General features: G+C 56.1%; 16 protein-coding genes. 12 read left to right on the forward strand and 4 right to left on the reverse strand.

Annotated elements, in window-relative coordinates; translation table 11 throughout:
* Positions 1 to 106 precede the first annotated feature (106 nt).
* Positions 107 to 982 carry a translation elongation factor Ts gene (tsf, locus tag M5M_RS05320; protein ID WP_015046442.1) on the reverse strand — a complete coding sequence of 292 codons (876 nt, stop codon included), beginning with the start codon at positions 980 to 982 and terminating at the stop codon, positions 107 to 109.
* 102 nt (positions 983 to 1,084) lie between these two features.
* Positions 1,085 to 1,831, reverse strand: a complete 747-nt coding sequence (gene rpsB, locus M5M_RS05325; protein WP_015046443.1) for a 30S ribosomal protein S2 — start codon at positions 1,829 to 1,831, stop codon at positions 1,085 to 1,087.
* A 286-nt stretch (positions 1,832 to 2,117) separates the two neighbouring features.
* Between rpsB and map the strand changes: the two genes are divergently transcribed.
* The 4 genes from map to nth are packed head-to-tail and all read left to right on the forward strand — an operon-like array spanning position 2,118 to position 7,487.
* Entirely contained in the window at positions 2,118 to 2,888 is a 771-nt protein-coding gene (map, locus tag M5M_RS05330; protein WP_015046444.1) for a type I methionyl aminopeptidase, read from the forward strand.
* Positions 2,888 to 5,581 carry a [protein-PII] uridylyltransferase gene (locus M5M_RS05335; protein ID WP_015046445.1) on the forward strand — a complete coding sequence of 898 codons (2,694 nt, stop codon included), beginning with the start codon at positions 2,888 to 2,890 and terminating at the stop codon, positions 5,579 to 5,581. Before map ends, M5M_RS05335 begins: the two co-directional genes overlap by 1 nt.
* Before the next feature lie 44 nt (positions 5,582 to 5,625).
* Positions 5,626 to 6,819, forward strand: a complete 1,194-nt coding sequence (gene dapC / locus M5M_RS05340; RefSeq protein WP_015046446.1) for a succinyldiaminopimelate transaminase — start codon at positions 5,626 to 5,628, stop codon at positions 6,817 to 6,819.
* Entirely contained in the window at positions 6,816 to 7,487 is a 672-nt protein-coding gene (nth, locus tag M5M_RS05345; protein ID WP_015046447.1) for an endonuclease III, read from the forward strand. The genes dapC and nth overlap by 4 nt, the downstream gene beginning before the upstream one ends.
* 25 nt (positions 7,488 to 7,512) lie before the next feature.
* On the opposite strand, the gene M5M_RS05350 is transcribed toward nth, so the two are convergent.
* Positions 7,513 to 7,968 (reverse strand): hypothetical protein, encoded by a 456-nt coding sequence (locus M5M_RS05350; protein ID WP_015046448.1) that lies wholly within the window; start codon positions 7,966 to 7,968, stop codon positions 7,513 to 7,515.
* A gap of 253 nt (positions 7,969 to 8,221) precedes the next feature.
* On the opposite strand from M5M_RS05350, the gene M5M_RS05355 reads away from it, so the two are divergent.
* Positions 8,222 to 8,560 carry an ArsC family reductase gene (locus M5M_RS05355; RefSeq protein WP_024330375.1) on the forward strand — a complete coding sequence of 113 codons (339 nt, stop codon included), beginning with the start codon at positions 8,222 to 8,224 and terminating at the stop codon, positions 8,558 to 8,560.
* 22 nt (positions 8,561 to 8,582) lie between these two features.
* Complete coding sequence (gene dapD / locus M5M_RS05360; RefSeq protein ID WP_015046450.1) at positions 8,583 to 9,602, forward strand: 2,3,4,5-tetrahydropyridine-2,6-dicarboxylate N-succinyltransferase; 1,020 nt, start codon at positions 8,583 to 8,585, stop codon at positions 9,600 to 9,602.
* Between the two features lie 60 nt (positions 9,603 to 9,662).
* Here the strand turns inward: dapD and M5M_RS05365 are convergent, their stop codons facing one another.
* The gene (locus M5M_RS05365) at positions 9,663 to 12,596 is read right to left on the reverse strand and encodes a PAS domain-containing hybrid sensor histidine kinase/response regulator (RefSeq protein ID WP_015046451.1); all 2,934 of its coding nucleotides are present in this window, start codon (positions 12,594 to 12,596) and stop codon (positions 9,663 to 9,665) included.
* 111 nt (positions 12,597 to 12,707) lie between these two features.
* Here M5M_RS05365 and dapE point away from each other — a divergent pair, with 111 nt between their 5' ends.
* From dapE to M5M_RS05395, 6 genes are all read left to right on the forward strand, one after another.
* Positions 12,708 to 13,838, forward strand: a complete 1,131-nt coding sequence (gene dapE, locus M5M_RS05370; protein WP_015046452.1) for a succinyl-diaminopimelate desuccinylase — start codon at positions 12,708 to 12,710, stop codon at positions 13,836 to 13,838.
* An 84-nt stretch (positions 13,839 to 13,922) separates the two neighbouring features.
* Positions 13,923 to 15,308 (forward strand): oxygen-independent coproporphyrinogen III oxidase, encoded by a 1,386-nt coding sequence (hemN, locus tag M5M_RS05375; protein WP_015046453.1) that lies wholly within the window; start codon positions 13,923 to 13,925, stop codon positions 15,306 to 15,308.
* 32 nt (positions 15,309 to 15,340) lie between these two features.
* Complete coding sequence (gene moaC, locus M5M_RS05380) at positions 15,341 to 15,832, forward strand: cyclic pyranopterin monophosphate synthase MoaC (protein WP_015046454.1); 492 nt, start codon at positions 15,341 to 15,343, stop codon at positions 15,830 to 15,832.
* Entirely contained in the window at positions 15,825 to 16,073 is a 249-nt protein-coding gene (moaD, locus tag M5M_RS05385) for a molybdopterin converting factor subunit 1 (protein WP_015046455.1), read from the forward strand. The genes moaC and moaD overlap by 8 nt, the downstream gene beginning before the upstream one ends.
* 1 nt (position 16,074) lies before the next feature.
* Complete coding sequence (gene moaE / locus M5M_RS05390; protein WP_015046456.1) at positions 16,075 to 16,530, forward strand: molybdopterin synthase catalytic subunit MoaE; 456 nt, start codon at positions 16,075 to 16,077, stop codon at positions 16,528 to 16,530.
* 323 nt (positions 16,531 to 16,853) lie between these two features.
* Complete coding sequence (locus M5M_RS05395; protein WP_015046457.1) at positions 16,854 to 19,838, forward strand: TonB-dependent receptor; 2,985 nt, start codon at positions 16,854 to 16,856, stop codon at positions 19,836 to 19,838.
* The last annotated feature ends 15 nt before the right edge of the window (positions 19,839 to 19,853 follow it).

Here is a 19,853-nt window from a genome sequence, read left to right on the forward strand (position 1 = left end):
AATTCCGACGATTTTAAGGTACTGCCCTGCAATGTGCCAGCGCCGCCGCGCAGGCAAAAAAAAAGCCGAGCGCGTGTCCCGGCTTTTCTGGCTTTCAGAAGGGAGATTAGCCCTTGGAAGCCTGTACCTGAGCGGCCACTTCAGCGGCGAAATCCGCTTCGGCCTTCTCGATACCCTCACCCACTTCAAAACGGGTGAAAGAAACCACTTCGGCACCGGCGTCTTTTACCAGTTTGCCCACGGTCACTTCGGGGTTCTTCACGAAAGGCTGTTCAGTCAGGCTGGACTCTTTCAGGAACTTGTTGATGCGACCTACCATCATCTTCTCAACGATCTCGGCAGGCTTGCCGGCCATATCAGGCTGAGCCTTGATGATGTCCTTTTCTTTTTCTACCACTTCGGCAGGCATCTGATCGGGGTTAACCACCTGCGGGTTAACGGCAGCAACGTGCATGGACACGTCTTTAGCCAGCTCCACGTTGCCCGCTTTCAGCTGGGTCACAACCGCGATACGGTTGTTGGAGTGAACGTAGGCACCCACACAGCCGTCGGTGGCTTCGATAACGGCAATGCGACGCACACCGATGTTTTCGCCGATCTTCTGTACCAGTGCAGAACGGGCATCTTCCAGCTCACCGGCCATCAGCGCGGCAACATCGGACTGCTTGGCAGCGAAAGCGGCATCAACCACTTTGCCCACGAAGCCCAGGAAGTTGTCGTCGCGAGCAACGAAGTCGGTTTCGGAGTTGATTTCAGCCAATACGGCGTAGCTGCCGTCATCTGCCACTTTCACTGCCACAACGCCGTCGGCGGCGGTGCGGTCGGCTTTCTTAGCCGCTTTCAGGCCAGAGGCCTTGCGCAAGTTTTCAATCGCCAGCTCGATGTCGCCATCGGCCTCAACCAGCGCTTTTTTACATTCCATCATGCCGAGGCCAGTGCGCTCGCGCAGTTCTTTTACCATTGATGCAGAGATAGCAGACATGGGCCTATCCTCTTCAAATAAGTGATCGTTAGATTGTAAAAAGGGGGCCAGGCCCCCTCTTCCGGGCACCCGTAACCGGGCGCCACCGTGACAAGTCAGCGCTTACTGAGCAGCGGCTTCGTCGTTGGCTTCAACGTACTCGTCTTTGTTAACCACTGCAGCACCAGATGCAGCAACGCCTTCCAGGCAGGAGTCAGCAGCAGCGGTAACGTACAGCTTGATGGCACGGATGGCATCGTCGTTGCCGGGAATGACGAAATCAACGCCTTCCGGGTTGGAGTTGGTATCCACGATACCGAACACTGGAATACCCAGGTTGTTGGCTTCCTGAATCGCAATGCGCTCGTGATCAACGTCGATCACAAACAGCGCGTCGGGCAGGCCGCCCATGTCTTTGATACCACCGATAGAGTCTTCCAGCTTGGCCATCAGGCGAGTGCGCATCAGCGCCTCTTTCTTGGTCAGCTTGTCAAAGGTACCGTCCTGGCTCTGGATTTCCAGATCGCGCAGACGCTTGATGGACTGACGGATGGTTTTGTAGTTGGTGAGCATACCGCCCAACCAACGGTGGCTAACGAAAGGCTGGCCAGCGCGCTGGGCCTGCTCTTTGATCACCTTCTGAGCGGCACGCTTGGTGCCCACAAACAGTACTTTCTTCTTCTGAGACGCCATGGTCTTCAGAGCGTCCAGTGCGCTGTTGAACGCAGGTACAGTGTGCTCGAGGTTGATGATATGAATCTTGTTGCGGGCACCGAAGATGTATTTGCCCATCTTGGGGTTCCAATAGCGGGTCTGGTGACCAAAGTGAACACCAGCCTGCAGCATTTCGCGCATGCTTACTTGAGACATCGAATTTTCCTTTCGGGTTAGGCCTCCATGACCCCCACCGACCAACCCTCAAGCCAGCAAACATGCGGCTTTCAGGCACCCAGGTCAGGCGTGACGGACCATGTGTGACGTTGTATGTAATCGCTGGATCTGTTCCAGCGGCGCGCTTTATACCATAGATGGCCCCGATCTCAAAGCCAAATCCGCTTTTTCAACCCGATCTGGCGGCTGCCGGAACACGTCCTTTGGGGTACAATGCGCCCCTTTACCTCTTCCGGGGTAGGATTCACTGAACATAGAGGATTGCATGTCTGTCACCATTCGCACACCTGACGAAATCGCCAAAATGCGTATTGCCGGCCGCATGGCCGCCGAGTGCCTGGAGCTGATCGAGCCCCATGTGGTACCGGGTGTCACCACCGCGGAACTGGATCAGATCATCCACGACCACATCGTCAATGTGCAGAAAGCCATCCCCGCCTGCCTGGGTTACAAAGGCTTTCCCAAGTCCGTGTGCACCTCGGTCAACGACGTGATCTGCCACGGCATCCCGTCCGAAAAGCAGACATTGAAAAAGGGCGACATCGTCAACATCGATGTCACCGTCATCTACGAAGGCTACTTTGGCGACACGTCCAAGATGTACCTGGTGGGCGACGTGCCGAACCACGCAGAGCGGCTGGTCCAGGTGACCCAGGAATGCCTGTACAAGGCCATCGAAATCGTCAAACCGGGCGCCCGGCTGGGCGACATCGGCGCCGTCATCCAGGCGCATGCAGAGGCCAACTACTATTCCGTGGTGCGCGAATACTGCGGACACGGGATCGGCGACGTTTTCCACGAGGATCCGCAGATCCTGCACTACGGCACCGCCGGCACCGGCATGGAAATCCGCGAAGGCATGTGTTTCACCATTGAACCCATGATCAATGCCGGTAAAGCCGGCACTAAATTGCTGGGCGACGGCTGGACCGTTAAAACCAAAGACCGGCGTCTGTCCGCGCAATGGGAGCACACGCTGGCAGTCACCAGCAGCGGCGTTGAAGTACTCACTGCACGCAAGGAAGAACGCTTTTGATGCGCCCTTTTATCTCGGACGCTACCCCCTATTTCGACCGCACCCCGTTTTTTTTCGACCAGACGCTGTTCCGGCAGCGCCTGGCCGACGGCAAACCTATTCCCGCCTTCAAAGATGCACTCAATGCCGCCAAGGTTCAGTTCGATAGCCGGTTCAGGGAAGGTGAGGATATTCGCACACTGGTGTATGAGCGGGCCCACTTCATCGACTTTATCCTGCACTACGCCTGGCATCAGTTCGACTGGGCCGAAGGCGCATGCCTGGTTGCCGTGGGCGGCTATGGCCGGGGCGAGCTGCACCCGGCATCCGACATTGATTTACTGCTGTTATTGGCCGAAGAAGACTCGCGACCGTTACTGCCCGCCATCGAAGGTTTTTTTACCTTCCTGTGGGACATTGGACTCGAGATCGGCCACAGCGTCCGCACCATTCCCCAATGCATAGAAATTGCCCGCGACGACATCACTGTTGCCACCAACATCATGGAAAGCCGGGTATTGTTTGGCTACAGCGATCTGCGCGATCAACTCTTGGCGCACTCGGGGCCGGATCACATCTGGTCGGCCGACGCGTTCTTTGAGGCCAAGTGGCGTGAACAGCAGGAGCGCCACGCCAAATACGCCAACACCGCCAACAACCTCGAGCCCAATGTCAAAAACGCCCCCGGCGGTCTGCGCGATATCCAGATGATTTCCTGGGTCGCCAAACGCTACTTCAACGTGCGCACCATCAAACAGCTGGAAGGACGCGGTTTTTTTACCGAGGAAGAGTACGCCATCCTGCTTTCCGGTGAAGAGTTCCTGTGGCGCGTACGCTACGGCCTGCACATGCTGGCCGGGCGCGGCGAAGAACGCCTGCTGTTTGACCACCAGCGCGAACTGGCCACCTTGTTTGGCTACAAAGATACGCCCGAGCGGCTCGCAGTCGAACAGTTCATGCATCGCTACTACCGGGTGGTGCAGGCCCTGCAAGAATTGAACGACGTCCTTTTGCAATTTTTGAGCGAAGCCATTCTGCAATCGGGCGCGCCACAAACACTGGAACCGATCAACGCCAACTTCCAGTTGCGCAACGGTTTTATCGAAGTGGCCTACACCAAAGTGTTTCTGGAAAATCCCAGCGCATTGCTGGAGATTTTTGTGGTCATGGGGCGCGACAACCGTATCCGTGGCGTGCGCGCGTCCACCATCCGCCTGATCCGCGAATCGCGCCACCTGATCGATGAACAATTCCGGCAAAATCCCGCCAACGCCGAACTGTTCATGGAGCTTATGCGCTCGCCATATAGCCTGGTACGTCAACTCAAGCGCATGAAGCGGTACGGAATACTGGGCCGCTACCTGCCGGAATTTGACAAAATTACCGGCCAGATGCAGCACGACCTGTTCCACATTTACACCGTGGATGAACACACCTTCAAAGTCATGACCAACATGCGCCGCTTCCGTCTGCCCGAAGCACAGGACACCTTCCCTGTTGCCGCGCACATAATGAAGCGACTGCCCAAACCCGAGCTGCTCTACATCGCCGGCCTCTATCACGACATTGCAAAAGGACGCGGCGGCGACCACTCCATGCTGGGCAAGGTCGACGCCGAAGCCTTTTGTGAACGCCACGGCCTTTCACCGCGAGAAACCCGGTTAGTGGGCTGGTTGGTGGAAATGCACCTGTTGATGTCTGCCGTGTCGCAGAAGCAGGACATTTCCGACCCCGAAGTGATCCACAAATTCGCCGGCATCGTGGGCGATCAGCGCAGGCTCGATTACCTGTACCTGCTGACCGTCGCCGATATCAACGGCACCAACCCCGATCTCTGGACCACCTGGCGCGCGAGTCTGATGCGCCAGCTTTATCTGGAAACCAAACGCGCACTCAGACGCGGGCTGGAAAACCCCATCGATCGCCACGACCTGATTGTGGAAACCCAGCAGGCCGCCATCCGCAAGCTTGCCGACAAACACTTCTCCGAGCAGCGGGTGCGGAGCTTGTGGGGCGACATGGGCGAAGATTATTTCCTGCGCGAGAGCCATCTGGATATCGCCTGGCACACGGAAGCCATTGCCTGCCACGGCAGCGATGAGCCCCTGATCCTGATTCGTCAGAGCCGGATTGCCGGCATGGAAGGCGCGACACAGATTTTTGTGCGCACCAAAGACCAGAACAACGTGTTTGCCGCCGCCGCCAACGCCCTGTCGGGCTTGCAACTGGACATCCAGGATGCCCGCATTTACAGCTCGCCCGACGGCTACACCATCGATACATTTTTCGTGCTCGATGAAAACGGCGAGCCCACCAGCCCCGATCGTTTCGATCTGATCCGCCGGGCGCTGCTGGACGAACTGGCACTGGTCAACAGCTACCCGGAAATCATTTCCCGCCGCACGCCGCGCATGCTGAAACATTTTTCCATGCCATCGCGCACCAGACTCAGCAACGACCTGATTGCCGGTACCTCGGTACTGGAAGTCATCAGCCCGGACCGCCCCGGATTGCTGGCGGCGATTGGCCGGGTGTTCCTGCAGCACGGTATTCAACTGCAGAACGCAAAAATCGCCACCTTGGGTGAGCGGGTTGAAGATATCTTTTTTATTACTGACCACGACGGCAACCCACTGTCGGACCCGGCCCAATGTGAACAGTTGCAAGACAACATCAGAAAGGCGCTGGACGATATTGTCGGCAAAAAGCAGTAACGCCAACGGCCCATCGACCCGCGAAAAAAACAAGAGTCACATCCATGAACCCTGATTTACAACAACTCCAAGCCTATCCATTCGAGCGCTTGGCAGCGCTCAAGCACGGGGTTACGCCCGCTGATTTGCCCCATATCGCACTCAGTATCGGCGAGCCCAAACATCAGCCTCCCGGTTTTGTGCTGGAAACGCTGGTAAACAATCTGGACCGGCTCTCCAACTATCCGGCCACCAAGGGCCTGCCCGAATTGCGCAGCGCTATTGCGCATTGGCTTAACCGGCGTTTTCAGCTTGGGCGCACCCCGGTGGACGCCGACACACAAGTGCTGCCCGTCAATGGCACCCGCGAGGCGCTGTTTGCGTTCGTTCAGGCAGTCACCGACCGCCGCAAACCCCGGCCGCTGATTGTCAGCCCCAACCCGTTTTATCAGATTTACGAAGGTGCCGCGTTTCTGGCCGGGGCGGACATTCACTTCCTCAATTGCGACAAACACAATGGCTATATACCGGACTACGACGCCGTGCCGGAGCAGGTATGGCGCGACTGCCAACTGCTGTTCGTCTGCTCTCCCGGCAATCCCACCGGCGCAGTGACCCCGGTTGAGACCATGAAAAAACTGATCGCTCTGGCAGACAAGTACGATTTCATCATCGCCAGCGATGAGTGCTATTCAGAGCTTTATTTCGACACCCCGCCACCGGGGCTGCTCGAAGTGTGCAACGCGCTGGGACGGGACGACTTCCGTCGCTGCGTGGTGTTTCATTCCTTATCCAAGCGCTCCAACCTGCCCGGGTTACGCTCGGGTTTTGTGGCCGGCGATGCCGAGGTCCTGAAACCGTTTTTGCTGTACCGCACCTACCATGGCTGCGCCATGCCGGTGACCAGTCAACTGGCATCGATAGCCGCCTGGCAGGATGAGCAGCATGTACAGGAAAACCGCCGACTTTACCGGCAAAAATTTGATGCCGTATTGACCATCCTGGCGGGTTGCCTGGACGTGGCCTTGCCCGAAGCCAGCTTCTACTTGTGGCCGCGAGTGCAAGGCAGCGATACGGCGTTTGCCAAAGCATTATTCCAGGCGCAGAACGTGACCACGCTGCCAGGCACATTCATTGCGCGCGACACCCCCACCGGCAACCCCGGTGAACACCATGTGCGACTGGCACTGGTGGCGGAACTGAGCGAATGTGAAGCAGCGGCTCAACGAATCAAAACGTTTGTAACTGCAGGCGCATGACTTCCACAGCGAATCCGACTAAAGCCCAACGGGTAGAAAAAATTCTCCACGAGCTGGAGCGACTCTATCCCGAAACACCGGTGCCATTGGATCATAAAGACCCATACACTCTTCTGGTCGCCGTACTGCTATCGGCCCAGTGCACCGACGAGCGGGTTAACAAAGTCACGCCTGCACTCTGGCAATTGGCTGACAACCCGTTCGACATGGCGCGGGTACCGGTAGAAAAAATACGCGAGGTGGTGCGCCCCTGCGGCCTGGCACCCAAAAAATCCCAAGCGATCAGCGACCTGTCAAAAATCCTGGTGGAAAAATATCAAGGCGAGGTTCCGCGCTCGCTCGATTTGCTGGAAGAGCTTCCCGGCGTGGGGCACAAAACGGCCAGTGTGGTTATTGCTCAGGCGTTCGGTGTGCCCGCCTTCCCGGTCGATACCCACATTCATCGCCTGGCGCAACGCTGGGGGCTGACGTCCGGCAAGAACGTGGTGCAAACTGAAAAAGACCTTAAGCGGCTATTCCCCGAGCAGCGCTGGAACAAGCTTCACTTGCAGATAATTTTCTACGGCCGGGAATACTGCACCGCGCGCGGATGCGATGGTACCGTCTGCCCGCTGTGCCGGTGGTGCTACCCCAACCGCAAACGGGCAAAGTTAACGAAGAAGCAGTAGCGCGCGGACAGCAGACACGGGGAACTCAAAAGCCACCGCTGACGTCGCGAGACTCAAACAGGCTTTTGCGGGTGGGTTCACCGGTCGAAATTTCCCGGGTACCGGGTCTGGCGGGCGGTTCTGAAAACTTGGGCGCAAGGCTCATATCATCCGCGCACAAACCGGGTTGTAAAAAGCTCGGACGGTGGCGCCGGGCGAGCTCGCCGTCCAACTTGACCACCTGGGTTTTCTCTACCCGGCAGACCCCACCAATACCCTGTACGGCCCGGGCAAATGCCTTGGCCTGGGATTCCGACAAGCCGGATTTAAGCACCACCAGTCGACCGGAAAAAAAGCGTTGGGCTTGCCCCGGTTCGCGCAGCTTAAACAGCGCGATGAAGCGTTCGATGAGCTGCTTGCGGGCCACGCCATCGGCAGGCTGCCCCCAGAACACCACTTTGAAATGACCGCCGTTGGCGGCTTGGGTTGGTACTTGATTCATATCGCGATTGCCACGTCCTGTGTGCACCTTTAACAAATGAGAACACCGCAGATAAGTCTCCCCATTCCATGTGGGGGCTTTCTACGCACTCTTTTAGTGTATGTAAAGGATTTAGGCGCCATTAGACAATTTTGGTTTAACCATAGACCTGTTAACGATTTCTTTAGTGCATTTCGGTCTAAAACGCGCTTTATGCAGCCAGATTGCAAGTCTGGTATCCTTGCGGCCCTTTTTTCGCTGGCTGGGAGAAACCATGGTCACCCTGTACGGGATAAAGAATTGCGACACGGTAAAAAAAGCCCGTAAATGGCTGGAACAACACCAGGTCGAATACCGTTTTCACGATTTCCGCGCCGACGGCATCACGCTGCCGCAAATCCAGGCTTGGCACACTGAGTTGGGTGACGCGTTGATCAACCGGCGCTCTACCACCTGGAAGCAACTGACCGATGCCGAGCGCAGCCAGGCTGAGGCCCAGCCCGCCGGCCTGTTACTGGCAAACCCCACCCTGATTAAACGGCCATTACTGGATACCGGCACACAGCGTGTGTGCGGCTTCAAGGCCGACGAATACACCACAATATTTAAATAAAACGCGCGTCACAGGAGTAAACATGTCTCTCTATGCAATCGGATTTGGTGTGGGCACACACAACCGTCAGGGCCAGTGGCTCGATGTCTTTTTCCCCACACCCCGGATTCAGCCCGCGGCAGCGTTATGCCAGGTATTGGTCGATGCCCTGGGCGGTACTGGCACGCGGGCGCTGGATGCCAGTAAAGCCAACGACCTGGCCGCTGCCCTGGCGCCACTGGATGCCGCCCTGGCTGAAACCCTGAAGACACTGAGCGAAAGCAAGCAACCGCTGGTGGCCGTTCTGCTGGCCGAAAACAGCGCACCCGCCAGCGTGCCAGAGGCCTACCTGAAGTTGCATTTGCTGTCGCACCGATTGGTCAAGCCCCACGGGACTGTGCTCGATGGCATTTTCGGCCTGCTACCCAATGTGGCCTGGACCAATGAGGGCGCTATCGATCTGGCGGAATTACCCGCTCGCCAATTGGCGGCGCGCGTAGCCGGCCGGACGCTGGAAGTTTCGTGCGTGGACAAGTTCCCGAAAATGACCAATTACGTTGTACCCTCCGGGGTCCGCATCGCCCACACGGCGCGCGTGCGACTCGGAGCCTACCTGGGAGAAGGCACCACCATCATGCACGAAGGCTTTGTGAATTTTAACGCCGGTACTGAAGGCCCGGGCATGATCGAGGGCAGGATTTCGGCAGGCGTGTTTGTCGGCAAAGGCTCTGATCTGGGGGGTGGTTGCTCCACCATGGGCACCCTGTCCGGTGGCGGCAATATTATTATCTCGGTGGGCGATAACTGCCTCATCGGCGCCAATGCCGGCATCGGCATCCCACTCGGAAACCGCTGTACCGTTGAAGCGGGGCTGTACCTGACGGCAGGTTCTAAAGTGCGCCTGTTAGACGACAAAGGTGAGCTGGTGCGCGAGACCAAAGCGCGCGATCTGGCCAACCAGGACGACCTGCTGTTCCGCCGTAATTCAGTGACCGGTGCCATCGAGTGCAAAACCAATAAATCGGCGATTGCACTGAACGAAGCCCTGCACGCCAACAACTGATAGCGTCCGAGCGCACAACCCGATGGGTCTTACATGGCCAACCGGGTTGTGCGACAGGCTTCATTCCAACCCTTTCAAGCGTTCAAATTCCGCTGCCGCATCGCCCAGTGCGGTACGCAACTGCTCAATCGTGGTACGACAGCCGGCCACCTGCGAGGTCTCGGCCTGATGCTGCAATTGGGTACATAATTGATAGACGCGGGGGATCGCAAGATTCCCGGCCACGCCTTTCACTGCATGGGATTGTTCAGCCAATTGAACCCAGTCACGCGTTGTCCACAGCGCATCAAATTGTTCCGCGGCCTTGCCGTACTGCGCGAAAAAGCTGTCCAACAGTGAATAGAGCCTGTCCTGGCGCCCCCGCACCCGGGCCAGGCCCTGCGCCAGATCGATGGCGCCTGCCGCGCCCGGCTCGACCATCTCCGGCTCTGCGCTTTCCGTTTGCCCGTCGGCACAGCAAGTCTCATGTTCAGTCTCAGGCCGCGCAAGCCACCTCACTAATGACTGCTCCAGTGCCCGGCGGTCTATCGGTTTTCCAATATGGTCGTTCATACCCACACTGAGCATGCGCTTGCGGTCCTCATCCAGAACATTTGCCGTCAGCCCTACGATGGGCAGTGCTTCCATTGAATAACGTTCACGCAACTTTTCAGTGGCCGTATAACCGTCCATGACCGGCATTTGGATATCCATCAAAACCAGCGCGTAATTGCCCTGCTCTACCATGGCCACCGCCTCGGCCCCGTTGCGGGCGGTATCGATGTGAAGATTCAGCGGCGCCAGCATTTCCAGCGCAACCTGCTGATTGATTTCATTGTCTTCCACCAACAATACTGGCGCGCCCCGTAAATCCACCGGCTGATCGCCAGACGCCTGCAATTGCTGGTTCGCCGCTTCGGCATCCGCCCTGCCCACATTGATGGTAAATTCGAACACACTGCCGGCTCCGGGTTCACTTTTGACGCGGATGTCGCCCCCCATCATTTCGACCAACCGCTGACTGATCGCAAGCCCAAGCCCTGTGCCCCCGTACTCGCGGGCAACGCCGGCGTCCGCCTGCTCAAATGCCTGAAACAGCTGCCCTAACTGCTGCTCGCTCAACCCCACGCCGGTATCTTCCACCATGAAACGCAGAATCTGGCGCTCGCCCATGTCCACGCTCATGCGCACCGCCAGATGTACATGCCCTTCACGCGTGAACTTCACCGCGTTGCCAATCAGATTGGTCAGCACCTGGTGCAGGCGCAACGCATCGCCATTGATAAAGCGCGGCGTATTGGGTTCGATGGTCTGGCGAAACGCCAATCGCTTGCGGCTGGCCTTCAGCGCCATAATGGAGCCGAGGTTTTCAATCATTTGCAATAAGTCAAAGGGCTTGGGGTTCAGGCCCAGCTTGCCGGCTTCAATTTTAGAAAAATCCAAAATATCGTTGACGATGCCAAGCAGATTCTCCGCCGAATAATGAATTTTTTGCACGTAATCTTCTGTCTTGGCGCTGAGCTCTGTAGACAACGCCAACTGACTCAACCCGATAATCGCATTCATCGGGGTGCGTATTTCATGGCTCATGTTGGCCAAAAACTGGCTCTTTACCTGCAATGCGGCTTCAGCTTTCGCTCTGGCCTCTTCCAATGCCGATTGCGCGTGTTTGAGCTGGGTGATTTCCATTGACACGGTAATCACCTTATCGACATTCCCCTGTTCATCGAACAATGGATTGTTGTAAGCCAGAAAGTGCCGCACCTTGCCCAACTGATCTTTGAGAATGTACGGTTCCTTCACCGGTTGATGGGTTTGAATAATATGCTCGACTATGGCTGTGGCGCGCTCACCCAATTTTCCGGAGAAGACATCGGATACTTTTTTGCCTACGAACCGGGAACGGTCCATGCCGACCACACTTTCGAGCAGCCGATTGACCCGTACAAAACGGAAGTCCCGCCCCACCAGCGAGATCATGGCATCGGTGCTGTCCAGAACGTCCTGCAACAACCGCTGCTCCCGATCAGACGCCTGCGCCAGCAGATAGCCACGGGTGACATTCTGATAGGTTTTCAATACCCCCACACACTCGCCGTGCGCATCCCGCAAAGGCACATGGCTGCAACGCAACCGGCGCGACTTCTGGCTGGGCAGGGTGAGCTGCTGCTCCAGATCCAGCAAGGGCTGGCCGGCGCTGATAACGTTTTCATCCTCCTGCAGTATTTCCGGCACCTGCGCCGACCACCAAAAATCGTAATCGGTTTTGCCCACGATATCGTCCGGGGAGGTCAACCCGGCAACGCGGGCAAATTGCGTGTTGCAACCCAGGTAATTACCGTGCACATCCTTCCAGCAAATACTGACCGGCACAGTATCCAAAACCTGTCGCAACCGCGTCACCAGATCCTGACGCGCCTGTTCCGTGGCCCGTAACTGATCCTGCTGCTGACTCAGTCGCTGTTGCAACTGTTCGTTCATCGCGGCGATGGTGCCCACATGCACTTTGCGTTCGCTGATATCTTCAACGCCACCGATAGCAAGCCGCAATCGTCCTTTGCGCCCCCTCAGCAAACTGACACCGTGCAACCGCACCCAGGGCTTGCGGCCCAACCGGCGATGTAAACGGCACTCGATAGTAAATTCGGGGTGATGGTGAACAAAATGACGCACGATGCGGTTGAGTCGCAAATGATCATCCGGGTGCACAATGGGCAGCACTGCATCCACAGATTCAACCACTTTATTCACGGTGTATCCGAGGTGAGACAGCCCTTTACCCACCAGAATAATCTGTTGCCGTTCAAAATCCCAAAGCCATACCGCGAGCAGCCGGTCACACACCAACGAACGCAAAGGCTGAAGCGCGAGCAGGGCCAGCAATGCGCGTCCACGGCCAACGCGCACCAGACAACGCAACCAGAAACCAGGCCAGACGTATAACGTCAACGCCAACAGTGCAAGGCAGGAAAAAAGGCAGGCAAGTGTCACCAACATCAGCTGGCTCAGCGTCATAGGGACTCTTTTGTCAGATTTTCATTCCATTGTAGCCGTTTTCTGCCGCCCATCCCGGGCTTTCTTTGCTAAAATGCCGGCCCGCTGAATTTCACACCCACAGGACAGAGCATGGCCACGCCCACACTTCAACTCGCTTGCGACCTTATTGCCCGCCCTTCAGTCACCCCCAACGACGAAGGTTGTCAGGACATGATGATTGCGCGTCTGGAGGCCATCGGTTTTCAGGTGGAGCGCTTGCGCTTTGGCGAGGTGGATAATTTCTGGGCTGAACGCGGGAGTGGGCAGCCATTGTTGGCATTTGCTGGCCACACAGACGTAGTCCCCACGGGACCTGCCAGCGCCTGGAAATTTCCGCCGTTTGAACCCACGCTACACGAGGGCATGCTGTACGGACGCGGCGCGGCCGACATGAAAGGTAGCCTTGCGGCCATGGTCACAGCCTGCGAAGCGTTTGTGGCAGCGCATCCCGACCACAAAGGTCGCATCGGTTTTCTGATCACCTCTGATGAAGAGGGACCGGCCGTGGATGGCACCGTCAAAGTAGTGGAATGGCTCAGCGCACAGGGCAAAGCTATTGATTGCTGCCTGGTGGGCGAACCCTCCTCTACCCATGAGGTGGGCGATGTGATCAAGAACGGCCGGCGTGGTTCGCTCGGCGCCAAACTGATTGTGCGCGGTATTCAGGGCCATGTAGCCTACCCCCACCTGGCCGAAAATCCCATCCATACCCTGGCGCCGGCACTCACCGAGCTGGCCAAAGAAGTGTGGGATGAAGGCAATGAATTTTTTCCGGCCACGTCTTTCCAGGTCTCGAACATCAATGGCGGCACCGGTGCCACCAACGTGATTCCGGGCGAAGTGGAGCTGCTGTGTAACTTCCGCTTTTCTACCGAAGTGACCGAGGCAGAATTAAAACAACGCACCGAAGCCATCCTCGCACGCCACGGCCTCAAATTTGACGTGGAGTGGAATCTTTCAGGCCAGCCCTTCCTCACCCGCCAGGGCGATCTGGTGGATGCCGTGGTGGGTGCCATCGCCGATATCAAAGGTCGCCAGACCGAACTGTCTACCGCCGGCGGCACCAGTGACGGCCGTTTTATCGCACCCACGGGCAGCCAGGTGGTGGAACTGGGCCCGGTCAATGCCACTATTCACAAGGTGGATGAATGCGTGAAGGTGCAGGATCTGGAAGACCTGCACCTGATTTACCGGCGCACGCTGGAACGGCTGCTCGCCTGAACGACCCGCCCCCCTTGATCCATATCAAGGGCGCCACCGGCCAAACACCCTACACTGGGGCAGTTTTCCGGTGGCAGTACTTCCATGACGCAAGCAGCATTTACCTGGGATCAGGACCTGATCGATCGCTACGACCTGTCGGGCCCGCGCTATACCTCCTACCCGACCGCGCCCCAGTTCCACAACCTGATCAGTGAACAGGACATTCACCAGGCGCTGGCGCGCAGCGACGCCAGCCAGCGGCCACTATCCATTTACTGCCACATCCCTTTTTGCGATACGGTTTGCTACTACTGCGCCTGCAACAAAATCATCACCGCCAACAAAGCCCGCGCTGTGCCCTACCTGGAGCGGCTGTTCCGTGAAATGCGCCAGATGGCCGAGCGCATCGACGTGAGCCGGCCGGTGGATCAGCTGCATTGGGGCGGCGGCACGCCAACGTATTTGTCGCTGGAGCAGATGACTGCGCTCATGCAGCACACCCGCTCGCTGTTTAACCTGCACAATGATGACTCGGGTGAATACGCGCTGGAAATCCATCCGGCCAGCGTCACACCCGCCACCATTAAAGGCCTGCGGGCACTGGGCTTTAACCGCTTGTCGATGGGCATTCAGGATTTCGATGCCCGGGTGCAAAAAGCCGTCAATCGCTTCAACAGCGTCGAAGAAGTCACTGCCCTGACCCGGGCCGCGCGCGACGTGGACTACCATTCCATCAGCATGGATCTGATTTATGGGCTGCCACACCAGAGCGTTCAATCGGTGAGCAGTACGTTGGATCAGGTTCTGGCGCTGGCACCGGATCGCTTATCGTTGTTCAACTACGCGCACATGCCGCACCTGTTCAAAGTTCAAAAGCAGCTGGACGAGCGCGCCCTGCCTGCCGCCGCTGAAAAACTCGATATGCTGCACATGGCCATTGACCGGTTAACCCGCGAGGGCTATGTGTACATCGGCATGGACCACTTTGCCCGCCCCGACGATGAACTGGCCCGCGCGCAGGCAGCCGGTCAGTTGCACCGCAACTTTCAAGGCTACGCCACCCATGGCCATTGCGACCTGCTCGCCTTTGGCGTGTCGGCGATCAGCCAGATCGACAATCTCTACTTGCAGAACCACAAGGCGATTGAAGACTATGACGCCGCATTGGACGCCGGCGCCAGCCCGGTGGCCAAAGGGTTTCTGATGTCGCAAGACGATGAGTTGCGCAAGGCCGTCATCATGGCGCTGATTTGTCAGTTCGAACTGGATTTTGCGCGCATAGAGCAGCAATTCGGCATTCAGTTTAACGATTATTTTGGTGCCGCACTGGCAGCGCTCCAACCCATGCAAGCCGATGGCCTGCTGAGCCTCACAGACCGGCGCATTCGCGTCAAACCTGCCGGCCGCTTGCTGATCCGGCGTATCTGCATGGCCTTCGATGCCTATATACCGGCCAATACCGAGCAACGTTTTTCGCGCATTATTTGATAAACTGCGGTTTTAGAGCAAAGATCAGCACCATGTCCGACTTTACCCACATCGACACGCACGGTCAGGCCCACATGATTGATGTGGGCAGCAAAGCCGATACCGAGCGCGAGGCGCGCGCTGAAGCTTACGTGCGCATGGCACCGGCCACGCTGGAACTGATTGTTTCGGGCGGCCATAAAAAAGGCGATGTACTCGCCACCGCCCGCATTGCCGGCATCATGGCAGCCAAAAAATGCAGCGATCTGATCCCGCTGTGCCATCCGCTCATGCTCACCCACGTCAAAGTGGTGCTATCACCTGAACCTGAACGCAACCGCGTGCGCATCGAAACCTGCTGCCGGCTGAAAGGTCAGACCGGCGTAGAAATGGAAGCGCTCACCGCCGCCAGCGTGGCAGCACTCACGCTGTACGACATGTGTAAAGCGGTGGATAAAGACATGGTCATTGACGGCGCGCGGGTGTTGGAAAAATCCGGCGGCAAAAGCGGCCACTACATTGCGGCGGAGTCAGCCCATGATTGAAGTCAAATTTTTCGCCCGACTGCGCGACCAACTGGGCCAAACCGGCCTTGCCTTACCGGCCACCGCTATTCACACAGCAGCCGACGTGCGATCGGCATTGCTTGCCCAACATCCTCATTGGCAAGACACCTTGTCGCAACCATCCGTATTAGTGGCGGTCAATCAAACCATGGCACAGTGGGAGTCGCCTGTAGCAGAAGGCGACGAAGTGGCGTTTTTTCCCCCGGTCACCGGCGGTTGAAATGACCAGCCACATTGCCGTTCAAACGGAAGACTTTGATCACACCAGCCTGTACCAGCGGCTGCTCAGTGACACGCCGGAGATTGGTGCCATTGTGACCTTTACCGGTCTGGTGCGCGATCTGAATCTGGGCGATGCCGTGGCCGGACTCTTTCTGGAACACTATCCCGGCATGACCGAAAAATCGCTGCAGGCCATCGTCGACGAAGCCCGACAGCGCTGGCCAATAATGCGGGTCGAGTTGATTCACCGGGTTGGCCAACTGGCCCCGGCAGACCAAATTGTTTACGTGGGGGTCAGCGCCAGCCACCGCGGCGACGCCTTCGCTGCCTGTGAATTCATCATGGATTACCTCAAAACCCGCGCCCCCTTCTGGAAGCGGGAAGCCACGCCCGAGGGCGATCGCTGGGTGGATGCCCGCGATTCCGATCATCAGGCGGCAACGCGGTGGAAATAATTTTATATGGTCGTTTTGACTATATAAATTTAGCATCCGCGTACAAACGCTATATTTGCCCCTCTTCCGAATGATATTTAGCCTAACAATCGATTAATTATAGGAAATCAGTCCTGCTAAGCCGTCAAAAAAGACCTTATATTCATATTGAACATAAGGTCTGATTGTAATACTGTTGATTAAAGTCAGATTAACCATTACAAATGGGTCACCGCTCTGGCTTTCCGGTGTTACTTCAGGCCACCTGAAACCGGTAAGGACAACCACCGCACCACAGGTGTTGTGGCAGTATAAAAATAAATCCCAATTCAAGAGGGGAAAGCATGAGCAATTCTAAGTCATCGTTCCAACGCACCTTACTGGCGTCCAGTATTGCTGCCTGTGTATTCGCAGGGGGCAGTCAGGTTGCAGTGGCGCAGAGTTCCGCCGAAGGCATCGAAGAAGTCACCGTTACCGGTATTCGCAAGGCGCAGGAAGACTCTGTCAGTCTGAAACGCGATGCCAGCCAGATAGTGGACGGCATTTCCGCAGAAGATATCGGCAAACTGCCCGATGTGACCATTACCGACTCACTCCAGCGGATTCCGGGTGTTTCCATTCGGCGTTCCGCAGGTGAAGGTTCAACACTTATCGTTCGCGGTCTGCCACAGGTGGGTAGCCAGCTGAACGGTGAAGCGTTTATGAGTGCTGGGTCTATCACTACCGTCCAGCCTTCCTATGGCGACCTCCCTTCGCAGCTCTTCAAAGGCGCGGATGTGTATAAAACATCATCAGCCAATCTGAGCAATGCTGGTATTACCGGTACCATTAACCTAAAAACCCATCGCCCCTTCGATTTCGATGACGGATTTACAGCCGCAGGAAGTGTGGAGGTTCAACAAGGTCAAGACACGGGTGAAACTGATCCGGTGGCTAGCGGTCTGGTCAATTGGAAAACCGACACTGTTGGAGTAATGGTGTCCGCCTCCTATGCGAATACCAATCTGGCTAACTACTATAACGGCTTTAACACCGGTAATCCTACAGGAGACGCCAGCTGGGTAAACGGCATCAACTCCTGGGGCGGCAATGAGCCTATTAACCACTTGTCACCTCAAGGCTTTGCCGCCTGGAACCAAGTAACGGAACGCGAGCGTGTAGGTTTCAATGGCTCGTTCCAGGCCGACTTGGGCGAAGGTTTCCAATTCACCGCTGATGCGTTCTTTACTCAACAGGACGAATACAACCGCAAGGTTGGGATGAGCGTTACAAACAAGTGGCAAGGCCTCGACTGGTTTAATGACGTACAGGGTCGCAACGTTGGTGTCCAAGCGAACGGCCAAGAATGGATGACAGTTTCACGATGGGACATGAACCCCAAACGCTTAAAATCATTCACCCAGAACGATAGCTTCTTGTCCGATTCAACAAACGTAAGCCTGCAGCTGGATTATGACAATGGCGGTAAGCTCACTGGATCTATGCGCTATGTGCAAGGCGATGCCACGCGCAAACGCCGTCACGGCTATAACGAAGGCGACATGACCGACGGCACCTCTACGGGCATCGCGGGAGGCACCTTTTATCCGGCAGAGTACTGTGCTGGAGTTGCCGCAGTTGGCGATGATGGTGGCTGCTACCTTCCTACCAACCCTCTGGGTTATACCGATAATCCACAACTGGTTCTGGATACCAGCGGTTCGCATGGCGTGTGGAGCGGATTCAACAATACAGTGAATGGTGGACTGGGAGCAGGCGCTACTATTTCTGACTATATGTCGAATTTAGATAGTTATAATATTGGTGCCTTTTCCTCAGAAAACAACGCCGATAGCCAAGCCGATTTTCGAGCTTTCCGAATGGATGGAAGCTATGCCTTCGATGAAGGCAAGTTCTTTACCAGCGTCGACATCGGTCTTCGTTCATCTACACGCTCAGTCGAAGAAACTCGGTTTCATCTGTTTTCCCCTTTCTACGCCGGATACAAAAACCAAAATGGTGACCTAGTTGAAGATGGATGTGGCGTTCAATGGAAAGCCACCGACGTTATTCTGGGCAATCCTGATGGTTGTACGGCAGGCGAAATGGTAAATGGCGACTTCGTTGGCTACACCGCACTCCCACCAACGGCATTGGATCAACACAATAACGTTATGTGGGTAACCGATTTTGGTCCTGTGAAAGGAATTCCGGGCGTTTGGGCTGTCAACCCCAAGGACTATGACGACCCAGTGGCATTCCACAATCGCGTGTTCGGCTCCACCCAGCGAATGGTCATTCCGGGCACTTCCTACGGCGTAGAAATGAAAGAAAACAGTTTCTATGTTCAGGGCAATTTTGAAGCTGGCATCATGAGCGGTAATGTTGGTGTTAGAGTAATCGAAACAGACCTTCTTATTGTACAAAACCTGGTAGGCGATGGTATTCCCTATGGGAACACTAACGTAGACAACGGCGACAACGTTAGCAAACGATCCTATGTAGATATCCTGCCTAGTCTCAACTTAGCTTTCGACGTGACCGATGCAGTAAAAATTCGGGCAGCCTACGCTAAAAACATGACTCCATTGGATTTAGCGGCATGGGGTGACGGACGAACTATCAGTACCTCACTGGATTCTACAACCGGCCAGTTTGAACCCAATGCTGTATCCGACGGCGGCAACCCGAATCTGGACCCTTGGAGGTCAGATAACTTTGACCTGTCAGCCGAATGGTACGTCGGTGACGCATCGATGGCCTCTATTGGCACATTCCTGGTCGACGTAGAAAGCTTCCCAATTGGCGCGTCCTACGATGAAGACTTCATTCTTAGTAATGGATCAATTAGAACCATCCCGGTCTCCGGCCCGACCCAAGGCGAAGGCGGCCAGATTACCGGTGTCGAAATCGCTGGTAAACTCGCTTTGTCAGACTTAGCAGATGGATTTATAAGTGGGTTTGGTATAGACGCAAACTTTACTTACTCTCCTTCAGAAAGCGACCAAAGGGACATCAACGATAAAAAGTTGCCATTCCCTGAAAACTCCGAGACGCAGTACAACCTGGTATTGTGGTATGAGCAATATGGCCTACAAGCTCGAATTGCTTACAACTACCGTTCAGAGCGTTTCAATGGCACTCATATGAACATGGCAATTTTTCAGAAAGAAGCGGCCTATGTTGATATGTCAGTCAGCTACGACATTACCGATGATTTCACCGTTTACATGAACGGCTCAAATATCACCGGAGAATACGAGGACTATTACATGCAATGGGAGGATCAATATGCCTTCCAGAACTACTATGAACCCCGCTACACTCTGGGCCTGCGCGCCCGCTTCTAAGAGTTTTTTCTCTTA

It is taken from the genome of Simiduia agarivorans SA1 = DSM 21679, from assembly GCF_000305785.2.
GTDB lineage: Bacteria > Pseudomonadota > Gammaproteobacteria > Pseudomonadales > Cellvibrionaceae > Simiduia > Simiduia agarivorans.